At 74.3% G+C, this 20,059-nt stretch carries 15 protein-coding genes; 13 read left to right on the forward strand and 2 right to left on the reverse strand.

The features are described 5' to 3' along the window. From ACLQ2N_RS08915 to ACLQ2N_RS08940, 6 genes are all read left to right on the forward strand, one after another. Complete coding sequence (locus ACLQ2N_RS08915) at nt 1-903, forward strand: carbohydrate ABC transporter permease (RefSeq protein WP_425810811.1); 903 nt, start codon at nt 1-3, stop codon at nt 901-903. A gap of 3 nt (nt 904-906) precedes the next feature. Beyond that, nucleotides 907-2,172: a 6-phospho-beta-glucosidase gene (locus ACLQ2N_RS08920; RefSeq protein WP_425810813.1), complete on the forward strand. Its 1,266-nt coding sequence runs from the start codon at nt 907-909 to the stop codon at nt 2,170-2,172. Next, the gene (locus ACLQ2N_RS08925; RefSeq protein WP_425810815.1) at nt 2,163-3,137 is read left to right on the forward strand and encodes an N-acetylglucosamine kinase; all 975 of its coding nucleotides are present in this window, start codon (nt 2,163-2,165) and stop codon (nt 3,135-3,137) included. Before ACLQ2N_RS08920 ends, ACLQ2N_RS08925 begins: the two co-directional genes overlap by 10 nt. Before the next feature lie 390 nt (nt 3,138-3,527). Then, nucleotides 3,528-4,871, forward strand: a complete 1,344-nt coding sequence (locus ACLQ2N_RS08930; RefSeq protein WP_425810817.1) for a hypothetical protein — start codon at nt 3,528-3,530, stop codon at nt 4,869-4,871. 11 nt (nt 4,872-4,882) lie between these two features. After that, nucleotides 4,883-5,914, forward strand: coding sequence for a glutamate ABC transporter substrate-binding protein (locus ACLQ2N_RS08935; protein ID WP_425810819.1), 1,032 nt, complete (start codon nt 4,883-4,885; stop codon nt 5,912-5,914). 75 nt (nt 5,915-5,989) lie between these two features. Continuing rightward, nucleotides 5,990-7,330, forward strand: a complete 1,341-nt coding sequence (locus tag ACLQ2N_RS08940) for a hypothetical protein (protein WP_425810821.1) — start codon at nt 5,990-5,992, stop codon at nt 7,328-7,330. Nucleotides 7,331-7,364: 34 nt separating this feature from the next. Here ACLQ2N_RS08940 and ACLQ2N_RS08945 read toward each other — a convergent pair whose 3' ends face one another. Further along, nucleotides 7,365-7,778 carry a hypothetical protein gene (locus ACLQ2N_RS08945; protein WP_425811357.1) on the reverse strand — a complete coding sequence of 138 codons (414 nt, stop codon included), beginning with the start codon at nt 7,776-7,778 and terminating at the stop codon, nt 7,365-7,367. Here ACLQ2N_RS08945 and ACLQ2N_RS08950 point away from each other — a divergent pair. From ACLQ2N_RS08950 to ACLQ2N_RS08970, 5 genes are all read left to right on the forward strand, one after another. Then, nucleotides 7,705-10,071, forward strand: coding sequence for a tetratricopeptide repeat protein (locus ACLQ2N_RS08950; protein ID WP_425811318.1), 2,367 nt, complete (start codon nt 7,705-7,707; stop codon nt 10,069-10,071). The two genes, ACLQ2N_RS08945 and ACLQ2N_RS08950, sit on opposite strands and share 74 nt — an antisense overlap. Next, nucleotides 10,068-11,288 carry a protein phosphatase 2C domain-containing protein gene (locus tag ACLQ2N_RS08955; RefSeq protein ID WP_425811320.1) on the forward strand — a complete coding sequence of 407 codons (1,221 nt, stop codon included), beginning with the start codon at nt 10,068-10,070 and terminating at the stop codon, nt 11,286-11,288. Before ACLQ2N_RS08950 ends, ACLQ2N_RS08955 begins: the two co-directional genes overlap by 4 nt. Nucleotides 11,289-11,432: 144 nt before the next feature. Further along, nucleotides 11,433-12,761 carry a vWA domain-containing protein gene (locus tag ACLQ2N_RS08960; protein WP_164400341.1) on the forward strand — a complete coding sequence of 443 codons (1,329 nt, stop codon included), beginning with the start codon at nt 11,433-11,435 and terminating at the stop codon, nt 12,759-12,761. A gap of 106 nt (nt 12,762-12,867) precedes the next feature. Next, nucleotides 12,868-14,253, forward strand: a complete 1,386-nt coding sequence (locus tag ACLQ2N_RS08965) for an FHA domain-containing protein (RefSeq protein ID WP_425810823.1) — start codon at nt 12,868-12,870, stop codon at nt 14,251-14,253. Between the two features lie 156 nt (nt 14,254-14,409). Continuing rightward, nucleotides 14,410-14,871: a MarR family winged helix-turn-helix transcriptional regulator gene (locus ACLQ2N_RS08970; RefSeq protein ID WP_425811322.1), complete on the forward strand. Its 462-nt coding sequence runs from the start codon at nt 14,410-14,412 to the stop codon at nt 14,869-14,871. 28 nt (nt 14,872-14,899) lie between these two features. On the opposite strand, the gene ACLQ2N_RS08975 is transcribed toward ACLQ2N_RS08970, so the two are convergent. After that, entirely contained in the window at nt 14,900-16,009 is a 1,110-nt protein-coding gene (locus ACLQ2N_RS08975) for an NAD(P)/FAD-dependent oxidoreductase (RefSeq protein WP_425810825.1), read from the reverse strand. Between the two features lie 151 nt (nt 16,010-16,160). On the opposite strand from ACLQ2N_RS08975, the gene ACLQ2N_RS08980 reads away from it, so the two are divergent. Together ACLQ2N_RS08980 and ACLQ2N_RS08985 are read left to right on the forward strand one after the other, a co-directional pair. Beyond that, on the forward strand, nt 16,161-16,565 hold the full coding sequence (locus ACLQ2N_RS08980) for a globin (RefSeq protein WP_425810827.1): 405 nt from the start codon (nt 16,161-16,163) through the stop codon (nt 16,563-16,565). A gap of 175 nt (nt 16,566-16,740) precedes the next feature. Then, nucleotides 16,741-20,058, forward strand: a complete 3,318-nt coding sequence (locus ACLQ2N_RS08985) for an FtsX-like permease family protein (RefSeq protein WP_425810829.1) — start codon at nt 16,741-16,743, stop codon at nt 20,056-20,058. The last annotated feature ends 1 nt before the right edge of the window (nt 20,059 follow it).

The raw sequence follows: 20,059 nt of genomic DNA on the forward strand, positions 1-20,059 counted from the left end.
ATGGCGCAGGTTCTCGACATCCCGGCGACGGCGGGCCCGGCGGGCGAGCCCGTCTCCCCCGCCCAGCGCGTCGCGCGCCGCAAGGCGCTGCTGCACTGGATCGCCGTGCACGCGCTCGGCGTGGCGGCGGCCCTCTTCTTCGTGCTGCCGTTCGTCTTCCTCGTGCTCACCTCGCTGATGAGCGACCAGCAGGCCCTCACCCGGGACCTGTGGCCGCACCCCTTCGAGTGGGCCAACTACACGAGGGTGTTCGACACCCCGGGCTTCCTGACCTGGTGGCGGAACACCCTGCTGTACGCGGGTCTGGGCACCGTCCTCACCGTCGTGTCCTCGCTGCCCGTGGCGTACGCGCTCGCCAAGTTCCGCTTCCGCGGCCGGCGTCTGTCGCTGATGCTCGTCATCTCGATGATGATGCTGCCGCCGCAGGTCGTGGTCATCCCGATGTACCTGTTCTGGGCCAAGCAGCTGGACCTGTCCGGCACGCTCTGGCCGCTGATCATCCCGATGGCCTTCGGCGACGCGTTCTCCATCTTCCTGCTGCGGCAGTTCCTGCTGACCATCCCCGACGAGTACCTCGACGCGGCGAAGGTCGACGGCTGCGGTGAACTGCGCGCCCTGCTGCGCGTGGTGGTGCCGATGGCCAGGCCGGGAATCGCCGCCGTCGCCCTCTTCCAGTTCTTCTACGCCTGGAACGACTACTTCGGCCCGCAGATCTACGCCTCCGAGAACCCGGGTGCCTGGACACTGAGTTACGGACTGGAGTCCTTCAAGGGCGCGCACCACACCGACTGGAACCTGACCATGGCCGCGACCGTTCTGGTCATGGCCCCTGTGATCGTCGTCTTCTTCTTCGCGCAGAAGGCTTTTGTCGAGGGCGTCACACTGACCGGAGTAAAGGGCTGAACCATGAAGCTCGCTGTAGTGGGTGGCGGGTCCACCTACACCCCCGAACTGATCGACGGATTCGCCCGGCTGCGTGACACGCTGCCGGTCGAGGAGCTGGTCCTCGTCGACCCGGCCGCCGACCGGCTCGACCTCGTGGGCGGCCTCGCCCGGCGGATCTTCGCCAAGCAGGGCCACCCGGGCCGCATCGTCACCACCTCGGACGTCGACGCGGGCGTCGCCGGAGCGGACGCCGTCCTGCTCCAGCTGCGTGTCGGCGGCCAGGCCGCCCGCGACCAGGACGAGACCTGGCCCCTGGAATGCGGCTGCGTCGGCCAGGAGACCACCGGAGCCGGCGGCCTCGCCAAGGCGCTGCGCACCGTCCCGGTCGTCCTGGACATCGCCGAGCGGGTCCGGCGCGCCAACCCGGACGCCTGGATCATCGACTTCACCAACCCGGTGGGCATCGTCACCCGCGCCCTGCTCCAGGCCGGGCACAAGGCCGTCGGCCTGTGCAACGTGGCGATCGGCTTCCAGCGCAAGTTCGCGGCGCTGCTCGACGTGGCCCCCGGCGAGGTGCACCTCGACCACGTCGGGCTGAACCACCTCACCTGGGAACTGGGGGCGCGCCTCGGCGGCCCGCAGGGCGAGGACGTGCTGCCCCGGCTGATCGCCGAGCACGGCGACGCCCTCGCGGACGACCTGCACCTGCCGCGCGCGGTCGTGGACCGGCTCGGCGTCGTCCCCTCGTACTACCTGCGGTACTTCTACGCGCACGACGAGGTCGTCCGCGAGCTCGGCACCAAGCCCTCCCGGGCCGCCGAGGTCGCCGCCATGGAGAAGGAGCTCCTGGCCATGTACGGCGACCCGGCGCTGGACGAGAAGCCCGCGCTGCTCGCCAAGCGCGGCGGCGCCTTCTACTCGGAGGCCGCCGTGGACCTGGCGGCGGCGCTCCTGGGCGGCGGCGGCTCGGCGCACCAGGTGGTCAACACGTACAACAACGGCACCCTGCCGTTCCTGCCGGACGACGCGGTGATCGAGGTCCAGGCGAAGGTCGACGGCTCCGGCGCCACGCCGCTCGCCGTGCCCGCCCTGGACCCGCTGTACGCGGGGCTCATCGCCAACGTCACGGCGTACGAGGACCTGGCGCTCGACGCCGCGCTGCACGGCGGCCGGGACCGGGTGTTCAAGGCGCTGCTGGCGCACCCCCTGATCGGCCAGTTCGAGTACGCCGAGGCGCTGACCGACAAGCTCGTCGCGCACAACCGGGAGCACCTCGCGTGGGCGTGAACGGTTCCGTCCTCGCGATCGACGCGGGGAACAGCAAGACCGATGTGGCCCTCATCGGTGCGGACGGCACGGTGCTGTCCACGGCCAGGGGCGGCGGGTTCCAGCCGCCGGTGGTCGGTGTGGAGGTGGCCGTCGACGTGCTCGGCGCGGCGGTGGAGCGGGCGTTCACCGAGGCCGGGGCGGACGCCGGGCAGGTCGCCCATGTGTCCGCCTGCCTCGCCAACGCGGACCTGCCGGTCGAGGAGGAGCAGCTGACGGCGGCGCTGGCCGCGCGCGGCTGGGGCCGGACCGTCGAGGTGCGCAACGACACCTTCGCGATCCTGCGGGCCGGGATCGACGAGCCGCGCGGCGTGGCCGTGGTGTGCGGTGCGGGCATCAACTGCGTCGGCATGGTCCCGGACGGGCGCACCGCGCGCTTCCCGGCGATCGGGCGGATCTCCGGTGACTGGGGCGGCGGTTCGGGTCTGTCCGAGGAGGCGCTGTGGTTCGCCGCACGTGCCGAGGACGGCCGCGGCGAGCCGACCGAGCTGGCCCGGACGCTCCCCGCGCACTTCGGGCTCGACTCGATGTACGCGCTGATCGAGGCGCTGCACCTGGGCCGCATCGCGCCGGAGCGCCGGCACGAGCTGGCCCCGGTGCTCTTCGCGACGGGCGCGGCCGGCGACCCGGTGGCGCGGGCCCTGGTGGACCGGCTGGCCGAGGAGGTCGTGGCGCTGGCCTCGGTCGCGCTGACCCGCCTCGGGCTGCTGGACGAGGAGGCGCCGGTGCTCCTCGGCGGCAGCGTTCTGGCGGCGCGCCATCCGCGGCTGGACGACCGGATCCGCGAACTCCTCGCGGCGCGGGCCCCGAAGGCCGTGGTGCGCGTGGTGCAGGAGTCACCGGTCCTCGGCGCGGGGCTCCTGGGCCTGGATCACACGGGCGCGGCGCCGGAGGTGCACGCGAGACTGCGGGCGCGGTACTCCTGAGTGGCCGCCCGTCACAGGCGCCCCGTAGCCTGCCGGTTGCGGGGCGCCTTTCGCATTCGGGAACCGATCGGGCGTCCCGGACGTGTTGTTGAGGGGGAGGACGGCCCGTGGGGGATCGTGCCGTTCGCCTTGATCAACGGCGCCGGTCTTGATCGAATGCGGTGACCGCGGCCGGTCACGGCCGGCCGCTGCGTGGTCCGGTGCCCGATCCAGGCGTTCTGGATGTGGGGTGCCGGTCCCTGAGGCCATACTTCTGGCCGGGCACCAGTCCTCCGATCGGCCGGGGGGCGGGCCGTCGTCAGTGACCGAGGGGGAGGTCGAGTGACACACCCGCCGAGTGCGCGTGAGGCGCCGCAACGCGCCCAGGGGAAGCCGCCTGCGCCGGAGGCCGTGCCCGCGTCCGCACCCGTGCCGCAGCAGCCGAGTACCCGGGCCGCCGTCGCGGGGCGGCTGCGCGCTGCCGCGACCACCGAACCGGGCCGGCTGCGCGTCATCGGGGCCGTCCTGGCGCTCCTGGTCCTGGCGTTCGGGGCGGTGACGGCGCTCCAGATCAGCGACCGGGCCGCCTCCGCCGACGACGTGGTGGAGCGCAGCCAGCCGCTCAGCGCGGACGCGGCGGGCATCTACCGCTCGCTGGCGGACGCGGACGCGGCGGCGGCGAGCGGCTTCCTGGCCGGGCCGCAGGAGCCGCGCGCGGTGCACGAGCAGTACGTGAAGGACATCGAGGAGGCGTCGCGGCTGCTGGTGAAGGCCGCGGCGAACACGGACGCGACCACGGCGTCCGGCCGCGAGATCACCACGCTCAACGAAGGGCTCCCCCGCTACACGGGCCTGATCGAGCGTGCCCGCGCCAACAACCGGCAGGGGCTCCCGCTGGGCGGCGCCTACCTGCGGTACGCGAACCAGACGATGTCCGGCGAGCTGCTGCCGGCCGCCGAGCGGCTGTACGCGGCGGAGACCGGCCGGCTCGGCGAGGACCAGAGTTCCGCGCGCGGGTGGCCGCTGTTCTCGCTCGGCGCGGGTGTCGTCGCGCTGGCCGTGCTGGTCTGGGCGCAGCGCCGGAACTACCGCCGGACGAACCGGGTGTTCAACCACGGCCTGCTGGCCGCGACGGCCGCGACGACGGTGCTGCTGCTGTGGCTGGCGGTCGGGCACACGGTGGCCAGGTCCGGTCTGGCCGAGGCTGATGCGCACGGGCAGCGGCCGATGGACGTGCTCAACCGGGCGCGCATCGACTCGCTGAAGGCACGCGCCGACGAGAACCTGACGGTGGTCGCCCGGGGTGCGGTGCTCACCGCGGACGGCAGGAACGACAAGTACGAGACCGATTACACGGCGGGCATGAAGGCGCTCGGCGAGGAGCTGGCCACGGCGGCGAAGCTGGCCGAGGACACCGGGGACGGCGAGGGCGGCAAGCCGGTCGCCGCGGCGGCCGGGGCGGTCGAGGAGTGGCAGGGCCGCCACCGTACGGCCCGCAGGACCGATGACGCCGGGGACTACGAATCGGCCCTGGAGCAGATCATCGGCCAGGAGAACTCCACGGGCGAGTCCTTCAAGAAGGTGGACGACGCGCTGCGCGACGCCCTGGCGCACGAGCAGGACGACTTCACCCGGGCCGCGCGGGACGGCCGCGGCGCGCTGGGCGGCCTGCCCGTCGGCGCGGCGGTCCTGGCCGTGCTGGGTGCGGTCGCGGCGATCGTCGGGGTCAACCGCAGGCTCTCGGAGTTCCGGTGACAGGGGGAGCGATGACAGCGAAGAACCCGAAGGGCATCGGCCGGCTGCGCGGCTGGGGCGGGGTGACCGCGATGGCCGCCGCCTGCGCGCTGACCGCGTCGCTGACCCTGCTGCCCCTCTCCCACCCGGGCGACGACGTCTTCGGCCCCCAGGTGACGGGGCCCGGCGCGGCGCACGCCCTCCAGGCGAAGGCCGACGCCTGCACGGACCCGGAGGCCAGTCTGCGGCCGGGCGAGGCGGACGGGGACGCGGTCCGCAGGATCAAGGAGCGCGGCAAGCTCATCGCGGGCGTCGACCAGAACAGCTTCCAATGGGGCTTCCGCAATCCGGCGACCGGTGACCTCGAAGGCTTCGACATCGACCTGGTCCGCGCCCTCGCGAAGGACATCCTCGGCGACGGCGGCAAGGTGATCTTCCGGGCCATCCCGACCAACCAGCGCATCGCCGCGCTGGAGAACGACAAGGTCGACGTGGTCGTGCGGACGATGACGATCAACTGCGCCCGGCTGAAGCAGGTCTCGTTCTCCACGGCCTACTTCCAGGCGGGCCAGCAGGTCCTCGCCGCGAAGGAGGACCGCTCGATCACCGGTTTCAACTCCACCCTGGCCGGCAAGCGGGTCTGCACCGCCGAGGGCTCCACGGCGTACGAGGCGCTGGAGAAGAAGTCGTTCGGCTCGGTCTTCAAGGACGAGCACGACGGCACGGCGGCCGACGAGGACCGGCTGACCGTCCCCAATCAACTGGACTGCCTGGTACGGCTCCAGCTGGGCGAGGTGGACGCGGTCGTCACGGACAACGCGCTGGCCGCCGGACAGGCGGCCCAGGACCCGGCGGTCGAGCTCAAGGGCGACCCGTTCACCACCGAGTACTACGGCGTGGCCACGAAGAAGGGTGCGGACGACCTGGTGTCCCGGGTCAACAAGGTCCTGGTCGACTACCGGGCGGGCGGCGCGGACAGCCTCTGGATGAAGTCGTACCGCGCCTGGCTCCAGAAGGGCCTGCCGGGGGTCCAGGGGCCGCCGGAGCCGAAGTACCGGGACTAGGCCCCGCCGGGCCTGGGCCCGGCGGCACTGATCCCGCCGGGCCCAGGCCCGGCGGGGAGAGCGGAGAGGTGATCGATGGGCGTCGCTGGCCCCTTCCCCAGCTACGCGGCCCGGCCCCCCGGTCCGGTCATGGACCGGGACGAGGCCGACCGTGCGCTGTCCCGGCTCGGCGCGGAGCACGAGGCGATCGAGACCTCGCTCCTCGCCCTCCAGGACCACGCGGGCCGCAGGCTCCTGGAGGGCGCCGAGCTGTCCGGTGTCACCAGGGAGCGGTGGGCCGTCACCGAGCGGTCGGTCACGCTGCTGTGGAGCTACTTCGACGCGTACACGGGTGTGCTGAACCGGGCCCGTGAGGTGCGGGCCAGGCGCCGCCACCCCAACCGCGAGGACCTGACGGTCCTGACCGAGCTGCTGCGCGGCCAGGGCGTCACCGTGGCGCACGCCGCCGCCGGGCACGACCCGTCCGTCAGCGGCCCGGCCCGCCTCTCCGAGCGGTTCACGCTGGAGGAGCTGGTCTCCCGGATGAACGGCCTGTACGCGAGCGCCCTGGACATGGTCGTGGCCTCGGACAGCGTGTGGTCGGCGATGCCCGCCCGCATAGACCTCCTCGCCGCCGAACTGCGCCGCACGCACTCGCTGGCGCACTCGGTGGGCGTCCGCCCCGGTGAGCACCCCGCGGGCGACGAGCTGGAGGCGATCACCGCGGAGCTGGCCACGCTGCGGGAGCAGGTGATCTCGGACCCGCTGGCGTTCTGGCTGCCGGGCCCCGGCAGCGCGGCGCCGGGCGGCGGGCGCCCCGACACGACGCGCTACGACCGGGCGGCCCGGGCGCTGGAAGAGGTGCGGCGCGAGGTCGAGGCGGTGCTCGCCGTACGGCAGGACGCCGAGCAGCGGCTGGTGCACCTGCGCGACGTGCTGTCCCGGGCCGACCGCACACTGGCCGAGGCCCGGGTGGCGCGCGGCGAGGTGCTGGCCAAGATCGCCGCGTCGGAGGTGCCCGTGGTCAACGGACCGCCGACCGCCCTCCAGGAGCGTCTGGCCGCCGCGTCGGAGCACCGCAGGCACGCCCGCTGGCACCGCCTCTCGCCGCTCCTGGAGACCCTGGAGCGGGAGGCCGAGGAGGAGCTGCTGCGGGCCCGTGAGCAGCTGACGGCGGTGACCGCGCCGCTGGCCGTCCGGGCGGAACTGCGCGGCCGGCTCGACGCGTACAAGGCGAAGGTGGCCCGCAACGGCCTGGCGGAGGACCCGGTCCTGATCGAGCGGTACGACGCGGCGCGGCGGATGCTGTGGAGCGCGCCGTGCGATCTGCGGGTGGCGGCGCAGGCGGTGCAGCGCTACCAGGACGCGGCGCTGGAGCTGCTGGGCAGAGGTGACCAACCGTCGTGGCGGCGGGGCGAAGAGGGGGAACGGACATGAGTACGCAGTGCCAGCGCCCCGCGTGCGAGGGCAGTTACGAGGACATGGGCGGCGGTGAGCTGTACTGCGACACCTGCGGCCTGGCGCCCGTCGTCTCCCCGAACGGGATGGTGAGTTCACCGCCCACCGGGGTCGCGGCCGGCGGGCGGGGCAGCCGCGGGTCCAACAGCGCTTCGGCGCGGAGCAGTTCGCAGTCCTCCTCGCGGGCGTCCTCGCGGTCCTCGTCGCGTTCCTCGACCTCGCGGCGTTCGGTGTCGGGGCGGCTCTCGCGGTCGCTGTCGCTGTCCGGCCGGGCCGGCACGCAGTCGGTGTCGGTGCGCTCCTCCGCGAAGTCGACCAACGCCTCGGGCCGCAACCGGCTGGGCGCGGGCCTGGTGCAGGTGCCGGACGTGCCGCGCCCCGATCCGCGTACGGCCGTGATGGAGAACCCGGAGGTGCCCGAGCGCAAGCGGTTCTGCTCGCGCTCCGACTGCGGGGCGCCGGTGGGCCGGGCCCGGGGCGACCGGCCGGGCCGCACCGAGGGGTTCTGCACCAAGTGCGGCCACCCGTACTCGTTCATGCCGAAGCTTGAGGCGGGCGACGTCGTCCACGGGCAGTACGAGGTCGCGGGCTGTCTGGCGCACGGCGGGCTCGGCTGGGTCTACCTCGCGGTGGACAAGGCGGTGTCGGACCGCTGGGTGGTGCTCAAGGGCCTGCTCGACACGGGTGACCAGGACGCCATGGCGGCGGCGATCTCGGAGCGGCGGTTCCTCGCGGAGATCGAGCACTCCAACATCGTCCGCATCTACAACTTCGTGGAGCACCTGGACCAGCGGACCGGTTCGCTCGACGGCTACATCGTCATGGAGTACGTCGGCGGCAAGTCACTCAAGGAGATCGCCAACGAGCGCCGCACGCCGGCCGGGAAGCGCGATCCGCTGCCGGTCGAGCAGGCGTGCGCGTTCGGCATCGAGGCCCTGGAGGCGCTGGGCCATCTGCACAGCCGCAACCTGCTGTACTGCGACTTCAAGGTCGACAACGCGATCCAGACCGAGGACCAGCTGAAGCTGATCGACATGGGCGCGGTCCGCCGGATGGACGACGAGGAGTCGGCGATCTACGGCACCGTCGGCTACCAGGCGCCCGAGGTCGCGGAACTGGGCCCGTCGGTCGCCTCCGACCTGTACACGGTGGCCCGCACGCTCGCGGTGCTCACCTTCGACTTCCAGGGGTACACGAACGTCTTCGTGGACTCGCTGCCGGATCCGGACAACATCGAGGTGTTCCGGAGCTACGAGTCGTTCTACCGGCTCCTGGTACGCGCCACCGACCCCGACCCGGCCCGCCGGTTCGCCTCGGCGGCGGAGATGGCCGAGCAGCTGACGGGCGTGCTGCGCGAGGTGGTCTCGCTCCAGACGGGACGCCCGCGCCCGGCGCTGTCCACGCTGTTCGGCGCGGAGCTGAGGGTCACCGACACGGAGCTGTTCGCGGACGGTTCGGGCGAGGTGTCGCGCCTGGGCGCACGGGCCGCCGCCGGGTCCGGGGGCCTCTTCGGCCGCCGCCGGAGCGGGGCGGGCGCCCCGGCGCCGGCCGCCGCGACACCGCCCGGGGGCGTACCGGGCGCGCTGCCCGCCGGGCCGCCTCCCGCCCCGCCCACGGGTGCCGCACCGGTGCCCTCGGCCGCCACCCACGCCCGTACGCCGGGCGGCGCGGGCACCGGCCCGGGCCCCCTGCCGTACGCGCCCGCCGCGAGCGTCCCCGCTCCGCGCAGCCCGGTCCCCTCCCCCGCCGCCGCACCGGTGCCGGCGGGTCCGGGGGCGCCCCGGCTGGCCGGGCTCGACGTGCGGGGGACCTCGCTCGCGCTGCCCGTGCCCCGGGTCGACGCGAGCGACCCGAACGCGGGGTTCCTGGCCGGGGTGATGGCGTCGGCGCCCGCCGAGCTGATCGCCGCGTTGCAGGCGGTGCCGGCCGCCTCCCTGGAGACCCGGCTGCGCGAGCTGCGCGCCTATCTGGAGATGGGCGACCTCGCCGCCGCCGCGAGGACCCTGGCCGCGCTGGAGGGGCAGCACGCCGACGACTGGCGCGTGGTCTGGTACCGGGGCCTCACCTCGCTGGTGACCGGCGACAAGGAGAACGCGGCGCTGTCGTTCGACGCGGTCTACGACGCGTTCCCCGGGGAGCCCGCGCCGAAGCTGGCCCTCGGCATCTGCGCGGAGGTCCTCGGGCAGCTGGACAACGCCGCCGAGTACTACCGGCTGGTGTGGCTGACCGACCCGAGCTTCGTGAGCGCCGCCTTCGGTCTGGCCCGGGTGCAGATCGCGGCCGGTGACCGGGGGGCGGCGGTCCGGACGCTGGAGTCGGTGCCGGAGGCGTCGATCCACTACACGGCCGCCCGGATCGCCGCCGTCCGGGCCCGGCTGCGCGAACGGGCCCCGCACGAGCCGCTGATGGCGGACCTGACGGCCGCTTCGGCCCAGGTGTCGGCGCTGTCGGGGCTGGGGCTCGACGCGGTCCGGCGGGAACGGCTCTCGACCGAGGTGCTGGGTACGGCGCTGGACTGGGTACTCTCCGGTAGCCCCTCGGGCCCGCCGGCCGGGACACCCGGCCCGGGGACGCTGCTCGGCAGCGAGCTGGACGAGCGCGGACTGCGGTTCGGCCTGGAGCGTGCGTACCGGATGCTCGCCCGGCTCGCGGAGCCCGGGGCCGAGAGGATCGAACTGGTGGAGCGGGCCAACCGTTTCCGCCCCCGAACGTGGGTGTGAACATGTCGCAGAACCACCAGGAGACGGCCTTGCCGAGGTGCCCCGGCTGCGAGGAGCCGCTGGAGCGGGGCGACCTGTTCTGCGGCGCCTGCGGGTACGACCTGTCGGCCGTGCCCGAGCCGCCCCGCGACCGCCCCACGGTCGCCATCCCCACCCCGGGAGCGGCGGCCGCCTCGGGGGTCCGTCACGACGGCCCGGGCGCTTCCGGCGACTTCGAGCTGGCCGCCCCGGGCGCGGCGCCCGATCCCCGTACGGCCCCGGAGCCTCCGCAGGCCCCCGTCCCCGCCCCGGCCCCGGCGGCCGGCGGCAAGGTGTGCGTGGCCTGCCGGGCCGGTCGGGTCGACGGCGACGGCTACTGCGAGAACTGCGGCCACGCGCAGCCGCGCGAGCGCGACCACATGGAGCAGGAGCTGGGTTCGGTCGCCGCGGTGAGTGACCGGGGGCTGCGCCACCACCGCAACGAGGACGCGTTCGCGGTGTCCACGACGGCCCTGCCGGACGGCTCGGCGGCCGTCGTGGCGATCGTCTGCGACGGGGTGTCGTCGGCCAGCCGGCCCGACGAGGCGTCGGCGGCGGCGGCGAGCGCGGCCAACGAGTCCCTGCTGGAGTCGCTGCCGCGCGGCACGCATCCGCAGCAGGCGATGCACGAGGCGATCGTGGCGGCCTCGGAGGCGGTCAACCGGCTGGCCCAGGAGCCCGGAGGCCCGGAGCGCGAACCGCACCGCCACCAGAACTCCCCGGCGTGCACCCTGGTCGGCGCGGTCATGGCGAGCGGCCTGCTCGTCGTCGGCTGGGTCGGCGACAGCCGCGTGTACTGGGTGCCCGAGGACCGCTCCACCGCCCCCGCCCGGCTCACCGAGGACGACTCGTGGGCCGCGCAGATGGTGGCGACGGGCCTGATGAACGAGGCGGAGGCGTACGCGGACGAGCGCGCCCACGCCATCACGGGCTGGCTCGGCGCCGACGCGTACGAACTGGAGCCGCACACGGCCTCGTTCAAGCCGGACCGGCCGGGCCTCGTGGTGGTCTGCACGGACGGCCTGTGGAACTACGCGGAGTCCGCCGCCGAGATGGCCGCCGCGGTGCCCGGGGACGCGTACGCCCACCCGCTGCACGGCGCGCAGGTCCTGGTCGGCCATGCCCTGGACGGCGGCGGCCACGACAACGTAACAGTGGCCCTGCTGCCGTTCGCCGTGTCACCGCAAGGGGGTGCCTGACACATGCCCGTGACGCCGCGGGGATTTGTCAGGCACCCCCTGGGGGCAGGCTCCGCCTGATGCCTGGGCGGTTTTCCGCCCTCCTACGCCTTTGTCCGTACCTCTGGCTTCATCCGACACGTGGAGCCTCAAGGAGCCGATCAGATGGCCAACTTCTCCAAGTCGAACGTGCCGCAGTTCTCCGTCGAGGTGTACCAGAACGAGTTCCTGCCCGAGGGCGGCCGGGAGGTCAACGGCATCATCACGGTCACCTCGACCGGCGGCGGCACCACCGGGGGCGTACCGCTGCCGGGTCGGGCCGCAGGGGCCGCGGTGGTGATCATGGTGGACTGCTCGGGTTCGATGGACTATCCGCCGACCAAGATGCGCAACGCCCGCGACGCGACGGCGGCGGCCGTGGACACCCTGCGCGACGGCACCTCGTTCGCCGTGGTCGCCGGGACGCACGTGGCCAAGGAGGTCTACCCCGGCAACGGCCGGCTGGCGGTCGCCGACGCGCGGACCCGGGCCGAGGCCAAGGGGGCGCTGCGCCGGCTGAGCGCGGGCGGCGGTACGGCGATCGGGACCTGGCTGCGGCTGGCGGACCGGCTGCTCGGCGCGGCGGACGTGGACATCCGGCACGGCATCCTGCTCACCGACGGGCGCAACGAGCACGAGGCGCCCGAGGACCTGCGCGCGGCGCTCGACGCCTGCGCGGGCCGGTTCACCTGTGACGCCCGCGGGGTCGGCACCGACTGGGAGGTGAAAGAAGTCACAGCCATCTCCTCGGCCCTCCTCGGCACCGCGGACATCGTCGCCGACCCGGCCGGGCTCGCGGCGGACTTCACGCGGATGATGGAGAACGCCATGGGCAAGGAGGTCGCGGACGTGGCGCTGCGGCTGTGGACCCCGGTCGGCGTGGAGATCCAGTTCGTGAAGCAGGTGGCGCCGACGGTCGCCGACCTGACCGGCCGCCGCACCGAGGCGGGCCCCCGCGCCGGGGACTACCCGACCGGTTCCTGGGGCGACGAGTCCCGCGACTACCACGTGTGCGTCCGGGTGCCGGAGGCCGGCATCGGGCAGGAGATGCTCGCCGCCCGGGTCTCGCTGATCCTTCCGGACCCGTCGGGCGGGGCGCCGCAGACCCTCTCGCAGGGGCTCGTCCGGGCGGTGTGGACGGACGACATGGTGGCCTCGACCTCCATCAATCCGCAGGTCGCGCACTACACGGGTCAGGCCGAACTGGCACAAGTCATCCAGCAGGGGCTCGATGCCCGCAAGTCGGGAGACTTCGACGGCGCCACGGCCAAACTCGGCCGGGCGGTGCAGTTGGCGTCGGCGTCCGGGAACGAGGACACTGCGAAACTGCTTTCGAAGGTGGTAGACGTCGTCGATGCGGCGACGGGTACTGTGCGACTGAAGGCGAAGGTCGCGGAAGCGGACGAGATGACTCTCGAAACGCGCTCCACGAAGACGGTTCGCGTCAAGAAATAACCACACATCCGCAACGAGCAGCCGCCCGCCGGTTCAAGTCCGCCGGGCGGCGGAGCACGCCACGTAACGGCCTGCGGGCCGGAGAAGGAGAGGGGGAAGCGCCGACATGCCGACCTGCCCGAACGGACACCAGTCGGGTTCCGAGGACTGGTGCGAGGTCTGCGGCCACCGCATGACCGGACCGGGCGCGCCTGCGGGTGCGGTCCCCCCGCCGCCTCCCCCGCCGCCCGCACACGGTTACGGCTACCCCCGGCCGCACGACCCGGACGCGACCGCCCAGGCCGAGCTGTGCCCGCAGTGCCGCACGCCCCGTGAGGCGATGGCGCCGTACTGCGAGGAGTGCCGCTGGAACTTCCTCACGAACACGGCGACCTCCTACACCCCGCTGGCACCCCGGCACAACCTCCCGGGTGACCCCGGTCCCGCCGGCGGCCGGCCGCCGGGCTTCCCGGCGCAGCAGCAGCCGGGCCCGCCGCCGCGCGACCCCTTCGACTACCAGGGCTCCCGCCCCTCTCAGGTGAACCGGTCCGCCGAGCCCCTCTCCACGGGCCCCGGCCAGTCCGGCCACCAGGGCGGCCCGGGGCAGCCGCCGTTCGGCCAGGGCCCGCAGGGCGGCCCGCCGCCGTTCGGCCAGGGCGGCCCCGGTCCGCAGGGCCCCGGCGGCCCTCAGGGCCCCGGTCAGGGACCCGGCGGTCCGCAGGGCCCCGGTCCGCAGGGCCCCGGTCCGCAGGGCCGGCAGGGTCCGCCGCCCCCGCCCCCCTACCAGCAGGGTCCGCAGGGCTCGCCGCCGCCGTTCCAGCAGCAGGGCGCGCCGCCCGCCTTCCAGCAGCAGACGGCGCCCCCGCCGGCCCCGCCGCGCACCGACGGCGACGACTGGCTGCTGTCCCCGCCCTCGCGCCCCGCGCCCCCGCAGGGCCCGGGCCCGCAGCCGTCGTTCCCGGGGCAGCAGGGGCCCGGCCCGCAGGGACCCGGCCCGCAGCACGGCGGCCCCGGACAGCACGGCCCCGGTCCGCAGGGCCCCGGCCCCGGTCCGCACGGCGACCACGGTCAGCAGCACGGTCCCGGGCCCGGCCGGCCCCCGCTGTCCAACAACTGGACCGCGTTCATCGCGCCCGACCGTGAGTACTTCCTGGCGATGATGCAGCGCAGCGGCCCCGAGGCGACCGGGCTCAACCTGCCCGCGTACTCCCCGGAGCAGCAGCTCGCGCTCACCGGCGGGCAGATCACGATCGGCCGCCGCCGGCACAGCACGGGCGAGTCCCCGGACATCGACCTGTCGGTGCCGCCGGAGGACCCGGGCGTCTCCCACCAGCACGCCGTGCTGGTGCAGCAGCCGGACGGCAGCTGGGCCGTGGTGGACCAGAACTCCACCAACGGCACGACGGTCAACGGCGCCGAGGAGCCGATCCAGCCCTACGTCCCCGTCCCGCTCCAGGACGGCGATCAGGTGCACGTCGGCGCGTGGACGACGATCACGGTCCGCCGGGACTGACGAACCGCGCGTGGAAGAGCGGCCGGTGAGGGGACGTCCCTTCACCGGCCGCTCTTCCATGCGGTAGTTCGGGCCACGAACGTCCGGTCCGGGCGCGGTCCGTACCGCTCACGCCTGTCATATTCTGTTCACATGCGAAAGGCCGACGAGGGGCAGATGGGGATCGCCACCGCATTGGTGCGCTCCGCATTCCTGGTGAATGCCGTGTACGCCGATTCCGGCCGCGACCACGGGATCACCGCCCAGCAGGGCCAGCTGCTCTGCGTGCTGATGGTGAAGCCGTACGGCATGCGCGAGCTGGGCACCGTGCTGGGCCTGGCGAAGTCCAGCCTCACCGGCCTGGTGGACCGGAGCGTGCAGCGCGGCCTGGTGCGCCGGGAGGCCGACCCGGAGGACGGGCGCGCGGTCCGGGTCGCCCCGACCGCGGCCGGGAGCGAGCTCGCCGAGGTGTTCTACGCGGAGACCTGCCGGCGCGTCGAGGCCCTGACGGAAGGGCTCGACGCGGCCGACCGCGAGCAGCTGACCGCACTCCTGGGCCGTCTGGTGCTGGAGAACAAGGTGCCGATGGTCTTCCGCGAGTCCTGCGAGAACGCCCCGGCGGCCGCCCCCGGCTGCTGAGTGAGGGACCGCCCTCGCCGCCGGGAGATCAGCGCACGACGCCGAAGAGCTCCGCGAAGCGCCCGGTGAACAGGTCCCTGCCCTTGTACGCGCTGACCCCCTCCGCCGGCAGCAGCACCGGCCCGCCCGGCGAGGGAACCTGTCCGACACCGCCGCCGGGCCCGAGCGGGAGCAACGCGGACGGGACCGGGGACGGCAGATAGACGGCCGCCGGCTCCTCGCCGCGCACCTGGGCGAGGATGTTGGCCGCGACCACCTCGGCGTGCTTCATCGCGTACCCGGCCATCTTGGCCTCGGCCAGGTCGGTGAGGTCGCCGAGGGCGTAGACGTGCCGGTGTCCCGTGACGTTGAGCCGTTCGCCCACCGGCACCCGGCCCTGCGCGTCGCGCTCGGCGATCCGGCCGTCGGCGAGGTAGTCGCCGTTGGAGCGCACGCCGTAGCAGCGGAACCAGAGGTCCGCCGCGATGCGCTCACCGCCGTCGGTGGTCACCGTGAACGGGTCGAGCCGCCCGGGGGCGGCCGGCGGCTCGCCGGTGAGCGCGGTGGAGAGCCGCAGCTCCACGCCGAGCGCGTCCAGCTGGCGCAGCAGCTCCTCGCGGACCTCGGGCAGGAAGCCCGGCAGCAGCTCATCGGCCGGGTCGATGATGACCACGTGCTTCTCGGGCCAGACCGCCTTGATCTCGCCGGAGAGTTCGAGGCCGACCGGTCCGGCGCCGGTGATCAGGACCCGCCCGGCCCCGGCCAGCTCCCGGTGCGCCTCCCTGATCCGGGCCAGCGCCTCGCCCGCCAGGTCGGTGTCGGTCTTGGCCGGGAACGGGTAGTCGGACCCGGAGGCGAGCACCAGGTAGTCGGCGTCGACGCGCTCGCCGCCGGCCAGGGTGACCCCGCCGGGGTCCACGGCGACGGCCCGCTCGCGGCGGACGGTGCCGCGCTTCAGCAGGGTGTCGTACGGGAAGAAGATGTTCTCTGCCCAGTCGGGCCTGACCAGTGCCCGCAGGGAGCCCGCCGCGTGGACGAATGCGTCCTTCGGGTCGATCAGCACCACATCGGTTTCCTCGTCGAGCGCCTTCGCGACGGCGGAGCCGCCGTATCCGCCGCCGATGACGACGACGGTGCGATTCCCTGTTCCGTTTGCCATGCCGACCCCAGCCGTTGAATGGAGATCCTATTTGGTTCGTTACACGAACCATAGTAGTTCGCGCAACGAACTGACAAGACGGAAAGGGCCCCGCAGGGAGAGGTTCCCCCGAGCCCGTCCCGCCGCGCCGCGCGTCTGCGACCATGGACGGGTGACTGAGATGCCGCGCGACACGGTGCAGGAGCTGACCTTCTACGAGCAGGTCGGCGGCGAGGAGACCTTCAGGCGCCTGGTCCACCGCTTCTACCAGGGCGTCGCCGAGGACCCGCTGCTGCGGCCGATGTACCCGGAGGAGGACCTCGGGCCGGCCGAGGAGCGGTTCGCGCTGTTCCTCATGCAGTACTGGGGCGGACCGCGCACCTACAGCGACCGGCGCGGGCACCCCCGGCTGCGGATGCGGCACGCGCCCTTCCGGGTGGACCGCGCCGCGCACGACGCCTGGCTGAGCCATATGCGCGTCGCGCTGGACGAGCTGGACCTCGCCCCCGAGCACGAGCGGCAGCTGTGGGACTACCTCACCTACGCCGCCGCCTCGATGGTGAACACCGACGGCTGACCTCCGGTCACGGACCGCCCACATCCGTGCGGAATGCGGTACTCCATGGCCGGATACCGGTCACGAATGCATCAAGTTGTACCCGTAAGCGGTTTCCACGGACACAGCCGTCTGAAAGCATCCTGAGCGACGCCGGGGGCGGGCGTGCGGTGAGTGGTGGTGACGAGGGGGCCAGGTGACGGGGTTCGTCTTTCTGCGGGTGAGGGCGCACCGGCTCCTCCTCGCGGCGGCCGTGCTGGCCGTGCTCCTGACCACCTCGGTCCTGGCCGCGCTCACCGCGTTCTCCGGTTCCGTCGGCGACGCCGCGCTGCGCCACACGCTCACCCACCGCTCCGCCGTGCCGGCCGCCCTGGTCGTCTCCGCACAGCTGGACCCGGACGAGCGGCAGGCGGCCGACGCGGCGACGCGCAAGGCCGCCCGGCAGACGTTCGACGGCCTGCCGGTGACCGTGCGGAAGCTGGAGGCGTCCGGTCCGTACGCGCTGCCGCGCAGCCTCCAGGCCCCGGCCGCCCGGCGCGGCGACCCCGACCTGACGCACTTCGCCTCGCTGGACCGCAGCCGCGTCCGCCTCACCGCCGGACGCATGCCCGCCGCCGGGACGGGGAAGAGCGGCGCCCCCGTCGAGGTGGCCCTGCCCGCGTCCGCCGCCGAGACGCTGTCGCTGAAGCCCGGCGCCCGGCTGAGGCTGACCGACCGGCTGGGCGGCAAGCCGGTGGACGTCGTGATCACCGGGCTCTACAAGGCCGCCGACCTGGCCGACCCGTACTGGCAGCTGGACGCGCTGAGCGGACGCGGCGTCCGCAAGGTGGCCTTCACCACGTACGGCCCCCTGCTCACCGACCCCGCCGTGCTCGGCTCGGGCCGGACGACCGCGGGCGAGGTGTCCTGGCTGGCGTCCGCCGACTTCCGCTCGGTCACCACGGACCGGATGGAGGCGCTGCGCGACGCGGCGGCCACCGGCCCGAAGAAGCTGCTGGCCGCCCCCGCGTTCAAGGGCGGAGGCACCGCGCGGACCTCGCTGCCCACCGTCCTCGAACAGATCGACCGCGCCCTGCTGGTCTCCCGCTCGACGCTGACGATCGTGGCCGTGCAACTGGTCCTGCTCGCCGGGTACGCCCTGCTCCTCGTGGCCCGGCTGCTCAGCAGCGAGCGCGCGGGCGAGACCGAACTCCTGCGGGCGCGCGGCGGTTCGCGGGCCCGGATCACCTGGCTCGCGTCCGCCGAGGCGCTGCTCCTCGCGCTGCCCGCGGCCGTCGTCGCCCCCCTGCTCTCCGGCCCGCTGACCCGGCTCCTGGCCGACCGCAGCGAGCTCTCCCGCATCGGGCTCCGCCTGGACACCGGCGTCACCGGCCAGGTGTGGCTGGTCGCCGCCGTCACCGCGCTGGCCTGCGCGCTCGCCGTCGTGGCGCCCGCCCTGGCCGCGGGCGGCGGGGTCCGCCGCACCACGCGCTCCGCCGCGCTGCCGGGTCCGGTGCGGGCGGGAGCCGACCTCGCTCTGCTGCTCGTCGCGGCGGTGGCGTACTGGCAGCTGGACCGGCAGACGAAGGGCTCGGGCGGCGGCGCGCTCAGCGGGGACCGCTCGGGCGGGCTCGGGGTCGACCCGCTGCTCGTGGCCGCGCCCGCACTGGCCCTGCTCGCCGGCACCGTACTGACGCTGCGCCTGCTGCCGCCCGCCGCCAGGCTCGCGGAGCGCCGCGCGTCCGGCGGGCGGGGGCTGACGACCGCGCTGGCGGGCTGGCAGTTCAGCCGCCGGCCGCTGCGGGGCGCCGGGCCCGTGCTGCTGCTGGTCCTCTCCGTGGCGATGGGCATGCTGGCGATCGGGCAGAGCGCGTCGTGGAACCGCTCGCAGAGCGACCAGGCCGACTTCAGGTCCGGCGCCTCGGTCCGCGTCACCGGCGCCATCAACGCGGACCCGGCGAAGGCGCCCGCGTACGGGCAGCTGCCGGGCGTACGCGAGGCCGCGCCCGCCTTCCGTACGACGGTGGGTCTCTCCGGCGAGCGCACGGCCGAGATCCTGGCCCTGGACACCGCGCACGCCGACGAGCGGATGCTGATGCGCGACGACCTGGGGGACGGCCCGGTGGCGGGGCTCTTCGACACCCTGGCCCCGCCGAAGGCCACCCGCGCCGGACTGCCGCTGCCGGAGCACAGCACCCGTCTCCTCCTCGACGTACGGATATCCGCCGGCAACGCCCCCGGGAACGTCTCCCCGTCCGGCATGGCCCCCCGGGTCTCCGTCCTCCTGGAGGACCGCTACGGCCTGCCCTACCAGGCCGTAGCCGGGTCCGTCCCGGTCGACGGGAAGGCGCACCCGCTCTCCGTCGCCGTGTCGGCCGCCGGCGGGTTCGCCCTCACCGGGATCGAGCTGAGCGGCAAGGAGCCCGTGGGCCGCGCGGAATCGCACCGGCTGGCCGTGACCGCGCTGCGCACCGCCGCCGCCGACGGCACCGAGCGTCCCGTCCCGGTCCCCGAGGGCTTCCGCTGGCAGGGCGAGCAGACCCAGGACTCCCTCCTCGCCGAGCCGAAGCCGGGCGTGCCGCTCACCCCCGCCGCATCGGCCGCCACCCCCCTCTCCGTCGGATACTCCACCGGATCGGTCACCGCCGAGGACGCGGCGTACTCGGGCGCCGCGGTCGGGGTACGGCTCACCGCCGCCCGCCCCGAGGCAAAGGGCCTGAACGCCGTGGCCACGGACGCGTACCTCAGGGCGACCGGGGCCGAGCCGGGCCAGAAGATCGACGTGACCCTGGCCGGCGAGACGGTCCGGGTCACGATCACCCGCGCCGTGCACCGGCTGCCCACCACCGGACCCGGCTCCTCCGCGGCACCGGCCGAGTCCCGGCGGGCCGGAGACGGCGGGGCGCTCCTGCTGGACCTGCGCGCCCTCGCCCAGGTCTTCGCCGACCGCCCGACCGCCCGGCTGACCGCCATGGAGTGGTGGCTGAGCACCGAGCCCGGCCGGTCGGCCGAGGTGGCCGCCGCGCTGCGCGCGCAGCCGGACACCGACCCCGCCCAGGTCCAGGTGCGCGACGAGATCGCCGACGAGCTGGTCACCGACCCGCTGGGGGCGGGCCCGCAGTCGGCGCTGCTCGCCGTCGCGGTGATCGCCGCCGCGCTGGCCGCGGTCGGCTTCGCGGTGGCCGCGGTCGGTTCGCAGCGGGAACGTTCCGCCGAGTTCGCCGTGCTGCGGGCGCTGGGCACCCCGCGCCGCCAGCTGGCCCGGATGACCGCCGCCGAGCAGGGCGTCCTGATCGCGATCGCGCTGCTGGTCGGGGCGCTGCTCGGGGCCCTGCTGACCCGGGCGGTCGTGCCGTTGATCGTGCTGACCGGGCAGGCGGCCCAGCCGGTGCCGCCGGTCCTGGTGCGGCTGCCGCCCGGACAGGTCGCCGCGCTGCTGGCCGGAGTCGCCGCGCTGCCCCTGCTCATCGTCGCCGTCCTGGCCCTCCGCCGCGCCGACCCCGCGACCTCGCTGCGCACCCAGGGGGACAACTGAC

Origin of the sequence: Streptomyces sp. DT224 (assembly GCF_049844595.1) — a bacterium.
Taxonomy (GTDB): Bacteria; Actinomycetota; Actinomycetes; order Streptomycetales; family Streptomycetaceae; genus Streptomyces.